At 74.4% G+C, this 17,806-nt stretch carries 13 protein-coding genes and 1 pseudogene; 6 read left to right on the plus strand and 8 right to left on the minus strand.

From position 1 onward, the window contains the following. Positions 1-291: 291 nt before the first annotated feature. Positions 292-1,662 carry an SMI1/KNR4 family protein gene (locus ABD363_RS10955; protein WP_344602160.1) on the plus strand — a complete coding sequence of 457 codons (1,371 nt, stop codon included), beginning with the start codon at positions 292-294 and terminating at the stop codon, positions 1,660-1,662. 103 nt (positions 1,663-1,765) lie between these two features. Beyond that, a complete protein-coding gene (locus ABD363_RS10960; protein WP_344602162.1) occupies positions 1,766-2,020 on the plus strand; it encodes a DUF6332 family protein in 255 nt (84 codons plus the stop codon). Positions 2,021-2,206: 186 nt separating this feature from the next. Here the strand turns inward: ABD363_RS10960 and ABD363_RS10965 are convergent, their stop codons facing one another. Beyond that, positions 2,207-3,373 carry an alpha/beta hydrolase family protein gene (locus ABD363_RS10965; RefSeq protein WP_344602164.1) on the minus strand — a complete coding sequence of 389 codons (1,167 nt, stop codon included), beginning with the start codon at positions 3,371-3,373 and terminating at the stop codon, positions 2,207-2,209. Positions 3,374-3,857: 484 nt separating this feature from the next. Here ABD363_RS10965 and ABD363_RS10970 point away from each other — a divergent pair, with 484 nt between their 5' ends. Together ABD363_RS10970 and ABD363_RS10975 are read left to right on the plus strand one after the other, a co-directional pair. Continuing rightward, positions 3,858-5,402: an NAD(P)-binding domain-containing protein gene (locus ABD363_RS10970; protein ID WP_344602166.1), complete on the plus strand. Its 1,545-nt coding sequence runs from the start codon at positions 3,858-3,860 to the stop codon at positions 5,400-5,402. Then, positions 5,395-6,843: a class I adenylate-forming enzyme family protein gene (locus ABD363_RS10975; protein ID WP_344602168.1), complete on the plus strand. Its 1,449-nt coding sequence runs from the start codon at positions 5,395-5,397 to the stop codon at positions 6,841-6,843. Before ABD363_RS10970 ends, ABD363_RS10975 begins: the two co-directional genes overlap by 8 nt. 72 nt (positions 6,844-6,915) lie before the next feature. Here ABD363_RS10975 and ABD363_RS10980 read toward each other — a convergent pair whose 3' ends face one another. The 4 genes from ABD363_RS10980 to ABD363_RS10995 are packed head-to-tail and all read right to left on the minus strand — an operon-like array spanning position 6,916 to position 12,189. Next, positions 6,916-8,190: a cation:proton antiporter gene (locus ABD363_RS10980; protein WP_344602170.1), complete on the minus strand. Its 1,275-nt coding sequence runs from the start codon at positions 8,188-8,190 to the stop codon at positions 6,916-6,918. Then, a complete protein-coding gene (locus ABD363_RS10985) occupies positions 8,187-9,551 on the minus strand; it encodes a cytochrome P450 (RefSeq protein ID WP_344602346.1) in 1,365 nt (454 codons plus the stop codon). Before ABD363_RS10985 ends, ABD363_RS10980 begins: the two co-directional genes overlap by 4 nt. Then, complete coding sequence (locus ABD363_RS10990; protein WP_344602172.1) at positions 9,548-10,618, minus strand: alpha-hydroxy acid oxidase; 1,071 nt, start codon at positions 10,616-10,618, stop codon at positions 9,548-9,550. The genes ABD363_RS10985 and ABD363_RS10990 overlap by 4 nt, the downstream gene beginning before the upstream one ends. Continuing rightward, positions 10,615-12,189, minus strand: coding sequence for an NAD(P)-binding domain-containing protein (locus tag ABD363_RS10995; RefSeq protein WP_344602174.1), 1,575 nt, complete (start codon positions 12,187-12,189; stop codon positions 10,615-10,617). Before ABD363_RS10995 ends, ABD363_RS10990 begins: the two co-directional genes overlap by 4 nt. A gap of 62 nt (positions 12,190-12,251) precedes the next feature. Here ABD363_RS10995 and ABD363_RS11000 point away from each other — a divergent pair, with 62 nt between their 5' ends. Further along, complete coding sequence (locus ABD363_RS11000) at positions 12,252-13,793, plus strand: aromatic amino acid ammonia-lyase (RefSeq protein ID WP_344602176.1); 1,542 nt, start codon at positions 12,252-12,254, stop codon at positions 13,791-13,793. Here ABD363_RS11000 and ABD363_RS11005 read toward each other — a convergent pair. The 3 genes and pseudogenes from ABD363_RS11005 to ABD363_RS32615 all read right to left on the minus strand — a co-directional run. Then, positions 13,699-15,027 carry a sensor histidine kinase gene (locus ABD363_RS11005; RefSeq protein ID WP_344602178.1) on the minus strand — a complete coding sequence of 443 codons (1,329 nt, stop codon included), beginning with the start codon at positions 15,025-15,027 and terminating at the stop codon, positions 13,699-13,701. The two genes, ABD363_RS11000 and ABD363_RS11005, sit on opposite strands and share 95 nt — an antisense overlap. After that, positions 15,024-15,704, minus strand: coding sequence for a response regulator transcription factor (locus ABD363_RS11010; protein WP_344602180.1), 681 nt, complete (start codon positions 15,702-15,704; stop codon positions 15,024-15,026). The genes ABD363_RS11005 and ABD363_RS11010 overlap by 4 nt, the downstream gene beginning before the upstream one ends. A 321-nt stretch (positions 15,705-16,025) precedes the next feature. Then, a pseudogene (locus ABD363_RS32615) lies at positions 16,026-16,304 on the minus strand (hypothetical protein); the annotation flags it as partial. 112 nt (positions 16,305-16,416) lie between these two features. Here ABD363_RS32615 and ABD363_RS11015 point away from each other — a divergent pair. Then, the gene (locus ABD363_RS11015; protein ID WP_344602182.1) at positions 16,417-17,799 is read left to right on the plus strand and encodes a cellulase family glycosylhydrolase; all 1,383 of its coding nucleotides are present in this window, start codon (positions 16,417-16,419) and stop codon (positions 17,797-17,799) included. Positions 17,800-17,806 lie beyond the last annotated feature (7 nt).

Raw genomic sequence — 17,806 nt, forward strand, 5'->3', positions numbered from 1 at the left:
CCGGTCCGCCGCCGCGCCGCCGGAGATCGGCGGGCAGGGCATCGCGGCCCGGATGGCGCCGGCGGCCGCGCCCGGCCGCGCCCGGCGCCGGCGGGGGAGAGGACGGGCCGACGCCCGGTCGGCGGCCCGGGATCCGGGGTCCGGGTCAGGACCCGCGTCGGCGACGGCGCCGGACCGCAGACCCGAGGCAGGCCTCCTTCCCCCAGGCCGCTTCCGTCCCGGGGCGCCCCGTGTCGTCGGCGCCCCGCCTATGATCCGGAATCGGCGAGCACACCTTCAGGAGGTCCTCTCGTGCCCTCGCTCCATGACTTCACCACCTGGCAACCCCTGCTGCGCCTCCTGTGCGCCGCCCACACGGAAACGCTCACCGCGCCCGGCGGACACGTGGCGGGGCAGATCAGTCCCGGGGGATGGAGCGTTCCGCTGCCGCACCGGCCGCCACAGCGGGGGCGCGCCTCACAGGTCTCCGACAACCAGGAGCAGTTCGACGCCGTGGGCCGGATCGTCGAAGCGCTCGAGGAGGACGGGAGCGACAGTGTCTCCTTCGTCGTGGAGGCCTCCTCCGCTCCCGGCGGTGTCCGGCTGCATCTGATCGAGCTGGGCTCCTCCGCGGAGCCGGGTATCGCGACCGCGCACCCGGGCACGCTTCTCCTCGTGGACGGAGCACGGCCCGAGCCGGTGCGCCGCCTGCCCGAGCCGGTGCCGGGCGCGGTACCGGCTCCGTCCGCGGATGTGGAACTGCTGCAGCGCACTCTTCGCGAACGGCTCCCGGACGCGGTGGGCGCCTCCGAGGAGGAGATCGCAGCGGTCGAGGCGCGTCTGGGTGTGCCGCTGCCCGCCGAGTTGAGGGCCCTGTACCAGGTCGTCCGGGGCCGGTACGAGGACTGGGACGACTACCAGGAGCCGTACGACACCATCGGCTGCGAACTGCTTCCCCTCGGCGAGGTGTACGTCGCCGACGCGGCTTCCCGGCATGTGCTGTGGCGGTTCGGCGCCATGGAGGCGGTCGAGACGGGGCCGGAGGACGCCGTGCAGGGGCTTGTCGGCTCACCGGGCTGGATCGTCTTCGGCGACAACGGCGGCGGGGACCGTATCGCCGTCGACCTCACCCCGGGTCCGGACGGGCACATCGGGCAGGTGATCGTCATCGATCACGAGAGGAACATCGGTGCCGGGCTGGTCGCCGACTCCCTCACCGACATGGTCGTCCACCGCCACTTCGACGGCCGGCCGGTCCGAAGGACCGAACGGCCTCCACTGGTCGCCCACGTCAATCGCGCCTCCGTCCCCGGCCTCGAGGCTGCCGCCCACCCTGGCCTGGAAGTCCTCAGCATCGGGGTCTGGGAGAAGGAGCCCCTCGGTCTCGCCCCCGTCTTCGGCCTGCCGCGCCTGCGGACCCTCTCCGCCTATCCCGGCACTCTCGCCGATCCCTGTGAGATCGCCCGGCTCACCCACCTCGAGTATCTGCAGCTCCCGCCCGCGGAATGGCGTGTCCTCCTCGATGCGGGGGCGGTGCCCACCGGGCTTCTCGCCGCGGACATCGAGGCCCATCGGCAGCGGGACAACCCGTTGCGGACCATCGCCCTCGCCGACGAGATCCTCGCCCTGTACGGCCGGCCGCCGATCGCCGACATCACGGTGCTGGAGGGAGCGGCCTCATGAGAAGGCATCCCGACCGGTGAGATCGGTGAGCGCCCCCCCGCAGGCGAGAGTCGAGTCGCCCGGCCCGGGCGTCATGGCTTGACCATGAGGTGAGACGTGCGGGATGGACACGGGGCGTGAGTCGCGGTGGGAGAAGGACGCAATGACAGTGGAGATCGTTTTCGCGCTGGTGACCGCTGCCGCGCCGGGTGCGGCGGTCTTCGCCGTCGCACCGGTCCTCGCGTTTGTCCTCGGCATCTCCGGTTCAGCGGAAAAAGGGTGTGGGGGTGGGGGTGCGCTGCTCGGGGCGGCGGCCGGAATGCGGCGTGCGGTGGGGGTGCTTCGTCGGTTCGACGAGCAGCGCCGCATGGGTCGCTGACCGCGGTCCTTCCGCTCAGGTCGGCAGCCTGCCGATGGGGGAGGGCGTGGAGCGGCTGGTGCCGGATGAGCCGTGGGAGATGTTCCACCGGGCGGTGGCGGAGGCGCCGATACGGCCGCGAGGCGGCGGCCGACGTCGGCCCGGAGACCGGGAAGTCCCGCCCCGCCCCCCGCCCTCCCCGCCCGGTCAGCCCTCCGTGTGGAAGACCACCTCCGGGTGCTCGGCGGTCGGCCCGTCCAGCAGCTTCCGGTCCACGCCCGTCAGGTGCAGGTCGAAGAACGCTGCCACGTACGCGCGGGTGATCTCGTGCGACCGCTTGCCCGACAGGGGTTCCTCCGGCGGCAGGAGGCCGAGCTGGTCACCGAGGACGGGCACGTCCGTGAACGTGAAGTGTCCCGCGCCGGTGACGCTGATCCAGCGCTTCCAGCCGTCGAGGAGCGGCCAGTCGCGTGTCCAGGAGCGGTCGCCGTCGCTGGTGCCCAGCATCATGAAGGGACGCCCGCCCAGGCCTCTTGCCGGGACCGGCTCCATGAAGGAACCGTCCATGTTGACCCCGGCGCGGATGCGCTGGTCCCCCGCCATGGCCGTCGCGGCGGAGGCGCCACCGATGGAGTGGCCGGCCATGCCGATCCTCGTGGGGTCGATCACGCCGGCGTGCCGCCAGGCGGGGTGCCGGCCGGCGAGCAGCCGGTCGAGGAGGAAGGACACGTCCTCGGCCCGGCCCCTGGGCACCACGCCGTACCCACCGGGAGGGATCTTCTCGCAGGCGACGCAGCGCAGAAGGCGCCCACCGGGAAAGGCCGTGCCGACCGACTCGTAGGCGTGGTCGACGGCGGCGACGACATACCCCCGGCTGGCCAGCTCCTCGGCGAGCAGCGTCAGGGTGGAGCGGTTGACGGTGAACCCGGGCGACAGCACGACGAGCGGGAACTTCCCGCGTGCGGGCGTGGCAGCGGGGCGGGCGTGGGTGCGGGTGCCGCTGAGCGTCCCGGCGGACACCACGCCGGTCAGTTCCCGGTCCTCGAGGAAGGCCCGGGCCTCGGCGGAGGTCATGTACGGGGCCGGCCGGCCGCCACCGGGCCGTGCCGGGTAGTACACCGACACCATCAGCTCACGCGCCCCGGCCTCCGGCACCCAGGGGTCGGGGCGGCTCCTGTCGACGAGGTGCAGGGTGTCACGGCCCACCGCGTACGACCCGGTGGGCGGCGGCAGTTCCAGGCGTACGCGGGCGGTCCCGTCGGCCGGTGACACCGCCGTGGGCGCGGGCGGCGCGGCGTGGGACACGCCCGTGCCGAGGAGAGCGAGGGACAGGCCGAGTAAGGCGGCGGCTGCGCCGCGAGGCAGGTGATCCATGCCGATGAGGCTAGGCAGCGGGCCCCGCCCGGGGCGTCGTCCCACGGCCTGAACGGTGTCGCCCCCGGGACGTATGCCGGTCTCCGCCCGCGGACGGACACGGGCACCTCAGCGCCCCTACGGGGGGGGGGACCCGACCGGTGAGGGCCTCGTGCGGCGGCAACGCCTTTCCCGGGCGGTCGGGGCGTCGAAGGGCGGGGTCCGGGCGAGGCGGCCCCGGCCTTCCGTCCGGCCCACCGTGACGCCCGAGCGACGGATGGCCGGACGGACCTCGCCCCGCTCCTGCGCGGACGAGTCCCCCTCCGCGGGGCGCTCCGCCGGTCACCCGGCGACGGCGCGCCCCGCACCGGCTCCGACGTGGCCTCCCCGCCGGCCGGGCCCCGGCCCCGCGCCGTCGGACCCGCCCCACGGGCACGGCCCCCGCCCGGGTCCCGGCGGCCGCAATCTCAGAGTCCTCTGATCCGGGCCCGCTAGCGTCCGCCCCATGGTGCGCGACTACCTCATCATCGGGGCCGGACCGGCCGGACTCCAGCTCGCCGCTCTGCTGGAACGCGAGGGACGCGACTACGTCGTCCTGGAGCGGGGGAGCGGGCCCGGCACGTTCTTCACCCGCTTCCCCCGGCATCGGCAGCTCATATCGATCAACAAGGTCAACACCGGTTACACCGACCCGGAACTCGACCTCCGCATGGACTGGAACTCGCTGCTCGCCGACGATCCCGAGCTGCGGTTCACCCGGTACAGCGAGCGCTACTTCCCGGCCGCCGACGACCTGGTGCGCTACCTGCGCGACTTCGCCCGGCGCAGCGGTGTCCGCGTCGAGTACGGCGTCCGGGCCACCCTCGTCTCCCGCGACGGCGACGGCTTCCTGGTGCGCGACGACACCGGCCGGACCTGGCGGGCCCGGCGCCTCGTCGTCGCCACCGGCGTCTCCCTCCCCAACGTCCCGGACATCCCCGGCATCGAAAGCGCCGAGCGCTACGACGACTTCGACACCGACCCGGCCTCCTTCACCAACCAGCGGGTGCTCGTCCTCGGCAAGGGGAACTCCGCGTTCGAGACCGCGGACGCCCTGATGGAGAAGGCCGCCGTCATCCACGTCGCCGGACCGCACTCGCTGAGAATGGCCTGGAAGACCCACTTCGTGGGCCATCTGCGCGCGGTGAACAACAACTTCCTCGACAGCTACCAGCTCAAATCGCAGAACGCCGTCCTGGACGGCACCGTCGAGCGGATCGACCGGCGGGCCGACGGCGGCTACCGGGTGGAGTTCCGGTACGCCCGGACCACCGAACGGCTCCGCGAACTCCACTACGACCGCATCGTGGTCTGCACCGGATTCCGCTTCGACGTCTCGCCGTTCGACGCGGGCTGCCGGCCGGCCCTCGCCATCGACGACCGGTTCCCCGCCCAGACCTCCGCCTACGAGTCGGTGAACGTCCCCGGCCTGTACTTCGCCGGCACGCTCACGCAGCAGCGCGACTTCAAACGGTCCACGAACGGCTTCATCCACGGCTTCCGCTACGGCACGCGCGCCCTGCACCGCATCCTCGGCGCCCGCCACCACGCGACGCCCTGGCCGGCCCGCACCCTGCCCGCCGCCCCGGAGGCCGTCGCCGGCGCCCTCGTGGAGCGCGTCAACCGCTCCTCCGGCCTGTGGCAGCAGTTCGGCTTCCTGGGCGACGTGGTCACCGTCCACGACGGCCGCGCCCTGTACCAGGAGGAGGTCCCGCTCGACTACGTCACCGACGGCGGACTCGGCCCCGCCGCCCACCGGTTCGTCATCGACCTGGAGTACGGGCCCGACCACGACCACGTCGACCCGTTCGACGTCACCGTGCCCCGCGTCCGCGAGAACGACCCCGAACACGCCATGGACTCCACCTACCTCCACCCCGTGGTGCGCCACTACCGCGACGGCGCCCTCGCCGGCACCCACCACCTGGCGGAGAACCTGGAGAACGACTGGGACATCCCGGCCGTCCACCGGCAGCCGCTGGCCGCGTTCGTGAAGTCCTGCCTTGGCTGAGCAGTTCCCCGGCGCCGTCCTCGACCTCCTCGACGCGGCGGGCGACCGCCCCGTCTTCGAGCACGGCGACCGGGTCGTCACCGGATCCCGACTCCTCGCCCTGGTCAGGCGGGTGACGAACGGCCTGCGCGCCCGGGGCGTCCGCCCCGGCGACGGCGTCGCCCTGCTGCTCGGTGTGCATCCCGAGGCGTTCGCCGCCGTCCTCGCCGCCCACGCGGTGGGCGCCCGCGTCGTCGGTGTACGGCCGGGACTCACGGCACACCAGCGGCACCACCTGCTCGCCGGCACCGCCTTCCGCGTCACCGACCGTCCGGACGGCACGGCCGGCGGCCCGCACGGCACCGTCCTCGCCCTGGACGACCTGCTCGCCGCCGAGGACGACGGCGGCCGCCCGCGGATCTCGGCCCGCCCGCAGGACGTCGCCCGGCTCCTCCACACCAGCGGCAGCACCGGCGTCCCCAAGGCGTGCGCCCAGACCTACGCCGCGATGACCGCGGCCTGGGCGGCGCACCCCGACCGCTGGCCCCCCGCCATCCGCGAACTCGCCCCGCGCCTGGAGCGGTTCCTCGTCTTCGGCACCCTGGCCAGCCAGGTCATGATGGAGTACGGGCTGCTCGCCCTGGCCGCCGGCGGCACCCTGGTCACCGCGGACGCCCCGGCCTTCCCCGACAGCCTGGTGCGCCACCGGGCCACCGGCAGCGTCATCACCGTGGCCCGCCTGACGAAGCTCGTCGCGAGCGTCCGGGCCCGGCCCGTGGACCTCGGCGCACTGCGCGCCCTGATGGTCTCCGGCTCCCCCGTCGGCGCCGGTCGGCTGCGCGAGGCCGCCGACGTGCTCGGACCGGTCGTCTTCCACGGATACGGCCAGACGGAGACCGGCATGATCTCCATGGCCACCCCGTACGACGAACCGGGCTCGCTGGGCGTCCCCCCGGTCGAACTGGAGGTGAGGGACGCCGGAGGGCGGCCCCTGCCGCCCGGCACGGACGGCGAACTCTTCGTCCGCACCCCCTCCCAGGGATGCGGCTACTGGGGCGAACCCGCCCTGAGCGCCGAGGTGTTCACCGACGGCTGGGTCCGCACCCGCGACATCGGCCACCTCGACCGCGAGGGCCGGCTCTGGCTGACCGGACGCGCCCGCGACGTGATCATCGTCAACGCCGACGTGTACTACGCCGGCCCCGTCGAGCGGGTGCTCGCCACCCACCCGGCGGTGGCGGAGGCGTACGTCGTCGCCGTCCCCGACGACAGCACCGGCGAGGCCGTCCACGCCTTCGTGGTGCCCGCACCGGGCCGGGTCCCCCGACTCGGGGAACTGCGCGCCCTGGTGGCGGCCGAGCTGGGCGAGGCCACCGCCCCGACCCGGCTCACCCTGCTCGACGAGGTGCCGCTCACCCCCGCCGGGAAGCCCGACAAACGGGCCTTGGCGGCCGGGGGCTAGCGGCCCCCGCGGACCGGTCCACCGGGCTCCGCCGGCGCGCGGGCCCGCGCGCCGGCGGAGCCCGGCCCCGTCTCAGCGGCTCAACGGGTCCGGGGAGGCCACCGCCGCCGGGCGGGACGGGCCGCCCCGCGCCCGCTCCCGCCGGTCGATCCACGTCAGCAGCGGCGTCGCCATCACGGTGGTGACGACGGCGACCACCACCAGCGCGCTGAACAGCGCCTGCGTCACGATGCCCGCCGCCAGGCCCAGGTTGAGCGCGATGAGTTGCATCAGCCCCCGCGCGTTCATCAGCGCCCCCACCCGCAGCGCCACCGCCCCCGGCTCCCCGGCCAGCCGTGCCGCGAGCCAGCACGCGCCGAACTTCCCCGCCACCGCCACCAGGACGCACCCCAGGGTGAGCAGCAGCACCGGCCCGGAGGCCAGCAGCGCGAAGTCCGTGTTCAGCCCCGAGTAGGTGAAGAACAGCGGCAGGAACACCGTGCCCACCGGCTTCAGCGCCTCCACCGTCTGGTCCAGCCGCTCCGACCGCGGGAAGACCAGCCCCAGGCTGAACGCGCCGAACACCGCGTACAGCCCGATCTCGTCGGTGTACCAGGCCACCAGGAACAGCGCGCCGACCAGCACCGGCAGCAGGCTCTCGGGCGCCGCCCGCTCCGTGAGCCGCACGGCGCGGCCGCGCAGGCGCGCCACCACCGCCAGCACCACGACGAGCCCGAGAGCGCCGGCGACGACCAGCGACACCAGCCCCGCGCTGCCCCCGGCGAGGCTGAAGACACCCGCGAGCAGCACCCACGCGACCGCGTCGTCCACGGCGCCCGCACCGAGCGCCAGCGACCCGAACCGGGTCCCGGTCAGGCCCCGCTCGGCGACGATCCGCGCGAGCATCGGAAACGCCGTCACCGCCAGCGCCACTCCCACGAACAGCGCCGACACCGGCAGAGGCACCCCCGGCGCCAGGGTGCCGGTCCGCTCACCGACGGCGGCGATCAGCGCCACCCCGAGCGCCACCGGCACCAGCACCCCCGCCGCGGAGACCAGCCCGGCCGACCGGGCGACACCGCGCAGCCGGTCCACCCGGAAGTCCCAGCCGACGTGGAACATGAACGCCACGAGGCCGATCTGCCCCACCACGTAGAGGACCGGCCGCAGCTCCGCGGGAAACAGGCCCGCTTCGACGTCCGGGAGGAGGGCGCCGAGCACCGAGGGCCCCAGCACCACACCCGCGAGCATCTCCCCGACCACGGGCGGCTGCCCCACCCGGCGCAGCAGCGCCCCGACGAACCGGCAGACGGCCAGGATCACCACGACGGCGAGGAAGAACGCGGGGGCGAGTTCCGAGGGCGTCATGCGCTGTCTCCCGTGGGGTGGACGACCGGGCACCGGCCGGGCGGAAACTGTGCGAAGTACCGTGCGGCCGGCCGTTGTCGGCGGGCGTGCAGCACCATCACCGTGCCGAGCACGAGCTGCCGCACCCCCCGGGTGACGTCCTCCACGCCGTCGCGCACCCGCAGGAAGCCCCGCAGCGGCGCCAGGCGCGCCCCGGGCTCCAGCCCGCGCGGGATCAGCAGACACGGCGCGCGGTGCGGGATGGACCGGGTGTGCGAGACCGACGAGTCCAGACGGAAGCGGCGCAGCACCTCCCGCACGGCGGCCCGCAGCACCAGCGGGGACAGCCGCCACGCCGGGCACGGGCGGTTGGCCGCCACACCGAACGGGATGTGGTGGGCGTCCCTGGCGGACAGCGACGCCCAGCGGTCCGGATCGAAGACGTCCGGCCGCTCGTAGCCCGTGGCGTGGTAGTCCGGGTAGCTGAAGCACACCACCGAGCCGGCCGGCAGCGTGGTGCGGTCGTCGAGCGGGATCTCGTCGGTGGTGATGCGGTGCGCGATGCCGAACAGCGGATACAGCCGCATCGTCTCGTCGAGCACGTGCGTCAGGTACCGGTCGTCACCCGGGTCGTCCGCGAGCCGCCGCTGCACCCGCGGGTGGCGGGCCAGGGCCAGCAGCAGGTGCGCGGTCGCCTCCGAGAGCTGCACGACGGCCGTGTTGAAGAACGTGCCCTGGAGGTAGAAGACCTGCTCCTGCGGCGACAGCGAGGCCGGCAGCCGGTGCGGCACGTCACCGGCCGCCAACCGCTCGCGCAGGTAGGCCGTCAGCCGCGCCCTGCGCCGCGGATGACGCAGCCCCGTGCACTTCAGGGAGTTGATCACGTCCTGCGCGTGAGCGGTGATCAGCCTCCGGGCGTGCGGCGGGCACGGCTCGCGGAACACCAGCCCGTAGCAGAACTCCGCCCAGGCGGGCATCACCAGGTCGCGCAGCCGCACCAGGCTGATCCGGTCCGCGGGCAGCGGATCCAGGACGCCGGCGACCGCGCGGCCGGCCGCCGCCGCCAGGTCCGCCGAGCCGCCGGCGAGGATGCGCCGGGTCGTGGCGGCCACGTCCTCGTAGCGCGGACCGGGTTCCAGATGCTCCTGGTGCACCTCGGGCCCCGGCGACAGCCAGTACCAGAACAGGTCGGACAGCCCCGCCCCGGCACTGCGGCCGTTCGCGGCCGGATGGGCGTACACCCGCTCGAACACCTCCGGCCCGTACGCCGCGTTGGGCAGCGTCACCGCCCGGTCGCCGTTCACCTTCTCGAAGAGGCGCACCCGCAGCGCCACCACACCGCGCGGCAGCCACCACGTGTCCGGTCCCCGCCCGCCGCTCACCACGTCCCGCCCCTGCGGACCACCATGTCCCGCGTCAGATCGGCGTTGCGGCCGCCCCCGCACAGCGCCAGCGTGTGGTCGTAACCGTCGCGCAGCTCCGCCAGGACCCGCCGCACCCCCGCCTCGCCGTCGGCGGCCAGCCCCCACAGCACCGGACGGCCCACCCCGACCGCCGCCGCGCCCAGCGCGAGCGCGACGGCCACGTCCCCGCCCCGGCGCACCCCGCCGTCGAGCAGCACCGGCACCCGGCCCCCGACCGCCTCGGCGACCGCCGGCAGGCAGTCCACGGCGGCCGGCACGGTGTCGCACTGGCGTCCGCCGTGGTTGGAGACGACGACCCCGGCCGCCCCGTGCGCGACGGCCAGCAGCGCGTCCGCCGGATGCAGGACCCCCTTCACCAGCACGGGCAGCGCCGTCGCGGCCGACAGCGCGTCGAAGTCCCGCCAGGACAGGGCCGGGGACATGGGGATGTCGGTGAGACCGCCCGGCGGGGCGCCGGGCAGGTCCCGCATGTTCTCGGCGGCGTAGCCGGGCGGCAGGTCCGTGAACCCGTTGCGCAGGTCCCGGGGACGCCGGCCGAACACCGGCGCGTCGACGGTGACCACCAGCGCCGTGCAGCCCGCCTCCTCCGCCCGCCGCACCAGCGCCTCGGTGACCTCGCGGCGCGGGTGCATCGAGAGCTGGAACCACACGGCCGCGCCGGCCGCCGCCCGGCGGGCCGCCGCGACCACCTCGCCGACCGCGACGGTCGCGGCCGTGCCCGTCACCAGGACGGCGCCCTCCGCCGCCGCTGCCCGGGCCGTGGCCCGCTCGCCGTCCGGGTGCATCAGCCGGTGGAAGGCGGTCGGCGCGACCAGCACCGGACCCGCCCGGCGGGCGCCCGGCAGATCGACGGACGTGTCCCGCCGCTCGTTGCCGCGCAGCACCCGCGGCAACAGCGCGTACCGGTCGAACGCACGCTCGTTGTCGGCCAGGACGCGTTCCTCGCCCGCGCCGCCCGCCGCGTAGTCGTAGTGCACCGGGTCCAGGACCCGGCGGGCCCTGTCGTGCAGCGCGCGCAGCGTCATGGCGCCACCGGGGCGGCCGGGCCGCGCCGGGCGGCGAGGAACGCGCGCAGCGGGGCCCGGTGCACGTCCTCGCTGTCCCACTCGTTCTCCAGGTTCTCCGTCAGGTGGTGCTCGGCGGCGTACTCCCCGTCGCGGTACCAGCGCAGCACCGGATGCAGATAACGGCCGTCGAGCCCGGTCGCGTCCCGCTGCGAGGGGCGGCCCGCCGACACGTCGAACGGGTCCACCCGGTCGTGGTCGGCCCCGTACTCCAGGGTGATCACCGCGTGGGCGGCCACCTCCCCGAAGTCCCCGGCGCGCACCGCCCCCGGCACGTGTCCCACCGGGACCTCCTCGGCGTAGCGCATCGTGCCGTCCGGGGCGAGCAGCAGCAGGTCGCCGAGGACACCGAACTGCTGCCACAGCGCGGAGGACCGGTTGACCCGCTCGATGATCCGGCCGACGGCCGCCTCGGTGTCCCCGCCCAGTTCCGTCACCGGCCAGGGCTCGCCGTGGTGGCGCCGGCGCAGCTCCCGGTGCAGGGCGCGGACCGAGTAGCGGAAGCCGTGCACGAAACCGGTGGTGGACTTCTTGAAGTCGCGGCCCTGCGTCAGCGTCCCGGCGAAGTACAGCTCCGGCACGTTCACCGACTCGCCGACGGGGGTCACGGCGGGGAACCGGCCGTCGACCACCGTCTCGGGCGTGCACCCGCCGTCGAAGACCGACGCGTCGAACCGGAACCCGGTCGCGACGATCACCCGGTCGTAGCGCAGGTCCTTCACCACCTCGTCGGCCCGTTCGAAGGCCACCGGCACGCGGAAGCCGTCCCCGTCCCGCCGGATCTCCAGCACCCGCCCGTCCAGCAGGGCGTTCTGGGACTTGAGCTGGTAGCTGTCCAGGAAGTTGTTGTTCACCGCCCGCAGATGGCCCACGTAGTGCGTCTGCCAGGCCATGCGCAGCGAACCGGAACCGACCAGGTGGATGACGGCCGCGGTCTCCATCAGGCTGTCGGCCGTCTCGAAGGCGGAGTTGCCCCGTCCGATCACCAGCACCCGCTGGTCGGTGAAGGACTCCGGGTCGGGGTCGAACGTGTCGTAGCGTTCGGCCAGCTCGATGCCGGGGATCGGCGGCAGGTTCGGCAGCGGCACCCCGGTGGCCACCACCACGCGCCGCGCCCGCCAGGTCCCCCCGGCGGCGTCGGTCACGGTGAACCCGCCGGCGTCGCGGGAGACCCGCTCCACGGCGGTGTCGTACCGCACCCGGACGCCGGTGCGTTCCGCGAAGTCCGTCAGATAGCGGACCATGTCGTCGGCCGCCGGGAAGTAGCGCCGGCTGTACCGGGTGAACAGCAGCTCGGGATCGTCGCTCAGCAGGGAGTTCCAGTCCATCCGCAGCCGCAGCTCCGGATCCTCGTAGCCGGTGTGCACCTTGTTGATCGAGATGAGTGTGCGGTGCCGGGGGAACCGTGTGAAGAACGCGCCCGGACCGCTGCCGCGCTCCAGAACCACGTAATCCGCACCGTCGCGCTCCAGGAAGGCGGCGAGCTGAAGTCCCGCGGGCCCCGCTCCGATGATCAGGTAGTCGTGCGCCATGGCCCGGAAGCTATCCAGCGGATTTCAGAGCGCTCTGAGATTCCCCGCCTACCGTTCGGGACGTGCTGACCACCACGGACACCGTCCCGCTCACCGGACCCCTCGATCCCGCCGCCCTGCGCCGCGCGGCCGGGCCGCTGACCGTCACCGTGGACGACGCGGCCCGCGCCCGGCTGGACCGCGGGCGCCGCCTCTTCCGTGCCCTGCGCGACGGCGACGGCACCGCCGGGGGACGGCCGATCTACGGCGCCACCACCGGCTTCGGCGCCCTCGCCGGCTTCGCCGGGCGGGCCGACGAGGCCGACCAGTGCGACAACACCCTCGCCCACCTCGGCGCCGGCCAGGGCCCCGACCTGCCGCACTCCATCGTCCGCGCCGCCCTGCTGGTGCGCGCCCGGTCCCTCGCCCAGGGCCTGTCCGGGGTCTCCGCCGAGGTCGTCGAACGGCTGGCGGAGATGTTCGCCACGACGTTCTCGCCCGCCGTGCCGCGCCACGGATCCGTCGGCGCCAGCGGCGACCTCATCCCGCTCGCCTACGCCGCCCAGGCGCTCCGCGGCCGGGGGCACGCCTACGTGGACGGCCACCGCATGCCCGCCGCCGAGGCGCTCGCCGCCACCGGACTGCGCCCCCTCGCCCTGGACGGCCGCGACGCCCTCGCCCTCGTCAACGGCACCTCCGTCACCACCGCCGCCCTGGCCCTGGCCCACGACGCCGTCCGCGCCGCCCACCGCGCGCTCACCGCCCTGACCTGCCTGCTGGCCGACCTGCTCGGCTGCGACCCCGGCTTCCTCGACGCCGGCCTGCTGCGCGCGTACGGCCACCCCGGCGTCGCCGACACGGGCGCCCGCATGCGGCGCCACCTGGCCGGCACCGTGCCGTCCGGCGGCCGCCCGCTGCAGGAGCCGTACAGCATCCGCTGCTCCCCGCAGCTGCTCGGCGCCGCCGAGGACGCGCTGCGGTACGTCGACGCGGTGGTCGCCGCGGACCTGGCCGGGGTCAGCGACAACCCGCTGTTCCTCCCCGGCGCGGAAGACGCCGCGGACCCGGACGCGGAGCCGGGGGAGGGGAGGGCGGTGCACGGCGGGAACTTCTTCGGGCAGCCCGCGGCGTTCGCCGCCGACCTGCTCGCCTCCGTCACCGCGCAGCTCGGCAACCTCGCCGAACGCCAGCTCGACCTGCTGGTGGACCCGGCCCGCAACGGCGGCCTCCCGCCCATGCTCGCCACCGAACCCGGCGCCCAGCACGGCCTCCAGGGCGTGCAACTGGCGACCACCGCCTTCGTCGCGGAGATCCGCCGCTGCGCGACCCCCGCCGCCATGCAGAGCCTGCCGACGAACCTCCACAACCAGGACGTCGTCCCGTTCGGCACCCAAGCCGCCCTGCGCGCCCACGACATGGCCGACCTGCTCGGCCTGCTGTGCGGCTCCCTCGCCCTCGGCCTGCGCCAGGCCGTCCACGTCGGCGCCAGGCGGCCCGTCGCGCCCCGGTGCGCCGCCCTCCTCGACGCCCTCAGCGCCGCGATCGACCCGGTCGACCCGGACCGGCCGCTGGACGCGGACGTCCGGACAGCGGCACGGGTACTCGCCGCCCACACCACGCCCTGACCGCGCGGTTAGCGACCGCCGGGGGCGACGGCGCGCTCTGCGGCAGCCGGAGGGTGAACCGCGCACCGCGCCCCGGCCGGCCCGCCGCCACGACCGTGCCCCCGTGGCTCGTGACGACCTCCCGCAGCAGGGCCAGCCCCAGCCCGTACCGGCCGCCGCCGCCCCGGTGGAACCGACGGAACAGCCGCTCGGCCTCACCGGCGTCGAAACCGGCCCCGGTGTCCGTGACCACCAGCACCACCGTCGTGCCCGAACGGGACAGCGCCACCTCGATCCGGCCGCCCGGCGGGGTGTGGGCGATGGCGTTGGCCAGCAGCTCCCCGACCGCCCGGCGCAGGGCGGACGCGACCCCGTCGACCCACAGCGGGTGCGGCGGCCCGTCCACGCGGACGGTCAACCCGCGCTCCCGGACGCGTTCCGCCTCGTCGGCGACCGCCGAACGGGCCAGCGCCACCAGATCCACCCGTCGCCGCATCGCCCGCCACGTCTGCCCGGCCGTGAGCGTCGCCGACGACAGCAGATCGTCCAGCACCTCGCCGAGCCGCCCGAGGGAGGCGACCAGCAGTGCCAGGCCCTCCCGGTGCGCCGACGGCAGCCCTTCCGCCGCCGCCCGGCGCGCCAGCACCTGCGCCCGCGTGTGCACACGGGTGATCGGCGTGCGCAGCTCGTGGCTGGCGTCCGCGACGAACCGCCGCTGCCGGGCCAGTGCCTCGGCCAGCGGCGCCACCGCCCGGCGCCCGAGGACCGTGCCGGTGACGGCCGCGGCGGCCAGCCCCACCACCTCGGCCACGCTCAACGCGAACCACAGGTGGCTGCGGTCGGCGAGCTGGAAACGCAGATCGAACACGGCCTGCACCACGTCGCCGTCGTCCCGGACCTGCGTCCGCACCAGATAGGCGGTGTCCGCACGCCGCACCGTGCGCTCGACCGGCGCGCGGGTCAGCCGCACCCGGTCCAGGTCGGCGCGCAACGGGAACCCGGCCGGCGCGTTCGGCAGCGTTGTCGCACCCGGGCCGTACAGCCACATGCACCCGGGAGGCCGTGACAGGTCGCCGTGCGCGGCGCCGTAGCGCACCTCACGGCGCACCTGGTCGTCCTGCGCGTGCGTCATCACGGCGTACGCGACCCCGCCGACGACGGTGATCAGCAGGGTGATGAGGGCGCCGGTGGTCCAGATGATCCGCCGCCGGGCCCGGCGCACCGCCACGTCCCCGGCCCGCCCCGGCTCCCTCACAACGCCCCCAGCCGGTAGCCGACTCCGCGGACCGTGCGCACCGCTCCGCGGCCGAGCTTGCGGCGCAGGTAGTACACGTAGGTGTCGACGATGGACGGCGCGTGCGCCTCCTCGAAGACGATCCGGCGCAGCTCCGCCCGCGAGTACACCGCGTCGGGGCGGGTGGCCAGCGCCCACAGCAGCGCGAACTCCCGCGCGGCCAGGGCGATCCGCTCGCCGTCCGCCAGCACCACCTCCCGGCGTCCGACGTGCAGATGGCCGGCGCCGATCCGCAACACGTCGGTCGCGTCCAGCGAGCGCCTGCACAGCGCCCGCAGGCGGGCGGTGAGTTCGTCCAGGTCGAAGGGTTTGGCCAGATAGTCGTCGGCGCCGGCGTCCAGACCGTCCACCCGGTCGGGCACGCCGCCCATCCCGGTCAGCAGCAGCACCGGCGACCGCACCGGACGGGACCGCAGCCGGCGCAGCAGGTCGAGGCCGTCCAGCACCGGCAGCCGCCGGTCGATGACGAGCACGTCGTACGTGCGGGTGAGACCGAGGTGCAGGCCCCGCTGTCCGTCGGTCGCGACGTCCACCGCGTACCCCTCGTCCCGCAGTACCTCGGTGAGCAGCTCGACCAGCTCCCGGTCGTCCTCGACCAGCAGTAACCGCCAGGGGTCCCGCGTGTGCTCCTGAGCCACTGTGCCTCCCTCGCCGCAGTCTCGCGCCTGTCAACGCCTTCGTGGTACAGGTGAGTTCCGGGCCCCGGCCACCGGGGGGAAGGACGCCTCCGCGCCGGCCGCCGACCGGCGGGATCACGCCACCGCACACCTGTCCGCAAACCCCCGCAAGGCGGACTCACCTGGGAAAACGATCGGCCCGGCGCCGTCACGGCGCAGCCGTCCCCCGGGCGGACGGGCCGGGCGGGAAGGGCCCCCGGAACGGCGGACGCGGACCCGCGGGTGTCCACGGGCTCGGCCGGCCCGTCGGGGAAGCGGACGTCCACCGCACCGCCGGGCTCCGGACGGACCCTGCTCCGGAGACGCGGCAGGTTCCTCCGGGCGGCGCGGGGACGGACGGCACCGCGACCCGCTCGGGCCACGGGAGGCCGGGGCCCGCACACCGCCGTTCCGCCACAGCTGGTGCCGCGGGCGGGCCGGCTTCCGGCTCACCCGCGGACGCCGCGCACCCTCGATCGGCTCGGTCCGCTGCTCGAACAGCTCGGCCGCCCGCATCCGTGTGCTTCGAGGCGGGGGCGGGAAGCCGGCCGACCCGTCGTCGAAACCGTTCGACGGTCGAATCCCTGTACGCGATCGACGGACCGGTGTACGTTCTCGGGCCGATGGACTTTTGGGAGCGCTCCCATGCCGTCTCTCCGCTTTGCTTCGCTTCGCACGAGCACGAGGAGGAACGTTGAAACGCTTTTTGGCCCTCTTGGCGACCTGCGCGACGGCCCTGGGCCTCACGACGCTCGCCGGCCCCCAGGCGGCGGCTGCCACCGGCTGCAAGGTCGACTACACGATCACCAGCCAGTGGCAGGGCGGCTTCCAGGCCGGGGTGAAGGTCACCAACCTGGGCGACCCGGTCAGTGGCTGGACGCTCAAGTGGACCTGGCCGGACGGCGGCCAGAAGATCGTCCAGGGGTGGAACGCCACCTGGTCGCAGTCGGCCTCCACGGTCAGTGCCACCAACCTGGACTGGAACCGCACCCTCGCCACCGGCGCCAGCGCCGACCTGGGCTTCACCGCCACGGTCACGGGCAGCAATCCGAAGCCCGCCGCGTTCACGCTCAACGGCGTGGCCTGCACGGGCTCCGTCGGCGGCGAGGAACCCCCGCCCGACCCGGACCCGGGCACCGGCACCCCCGTGGGCATCAACGGACAGCTCAAGGTCTGCGGCGTCAACCTGTGCAACCAGTACAACCGCCCCATCCAACTGCGCGGCATGAGTACGCACGGCATCCAGTGGTTCGGCAAGTGCTACAACAACGCGTCCCTGGACGCGCTGGCCACCGACTGGAAGGCGGACCTGCTGCGCATCGCCATGTACGTGCAGGAACAGGGCTACGAGACCGACCCGGCCGGCTTCACCAGCCGCGTGAACAGCTACGTCGACATGGCCGAGGCCCGCGGCATGTACGCGTTGATCGACTTCCACACCCTGACGCCGGGTGACCCCAACTACAACCTCGACCGCGCCAAGACGTTCTTCGCGTCCGTCGCCGCCCGCAACGCCGCCAAGAAGAACGTGATCTACGAGATCGCCAACGAGCCGAACGGCGTGAGCTGGACGGCCATCAAGAGCTACGCCGAGCAGGTCATCCCGGTCATCCGGGCCGCCGACCCGGACGCCGTCGTCATCGTCGGCACCCGAGGCTGGTCCTCGCTGGGCGTCTCGGACGGGTCCAACGAGACCGAGGTCGTCGACAACCCGGTCAACGCCACCAACATCATGTACGCGTTCCACTTCTACGCCGCGAGCCACAAGGACACCTACCGCGCCACGGTGAGCCGGGCCGCCGCCAGACTGCCGCTGTTCGTCACCGAGTTCGGCACGGTGAGCGCCACCGGCGGCGGAGCGATGGACCGGGCGAGCACCACGGCCTGGCTCGACCTGCTCGACCAGTTGAAGATCAGCTACGCCAACTGGACCTACTCCGACGCCAACGAGAGCAGCGCGGCGTTCAAACCGGGCACCTGCGACGGCGGCGACTACAGCAGCAGCGGTGTGCTGACGGAGTCCGGTGCGCTGCTCAAGAGCCGGATCAGCACCGCCGACAGCTTCCCGACCAGCTGACCCCACC

It is taken from the genome of Streptomyces glaucus (genome assembly GCF_039533365.1).
GTDB classification, from domain to species: Bacteria; Actinomycetota; Actinomycetes; order Streptomycetales; family Streptomycetaceae; genus Streptomyces; species Streptomyces glaucus.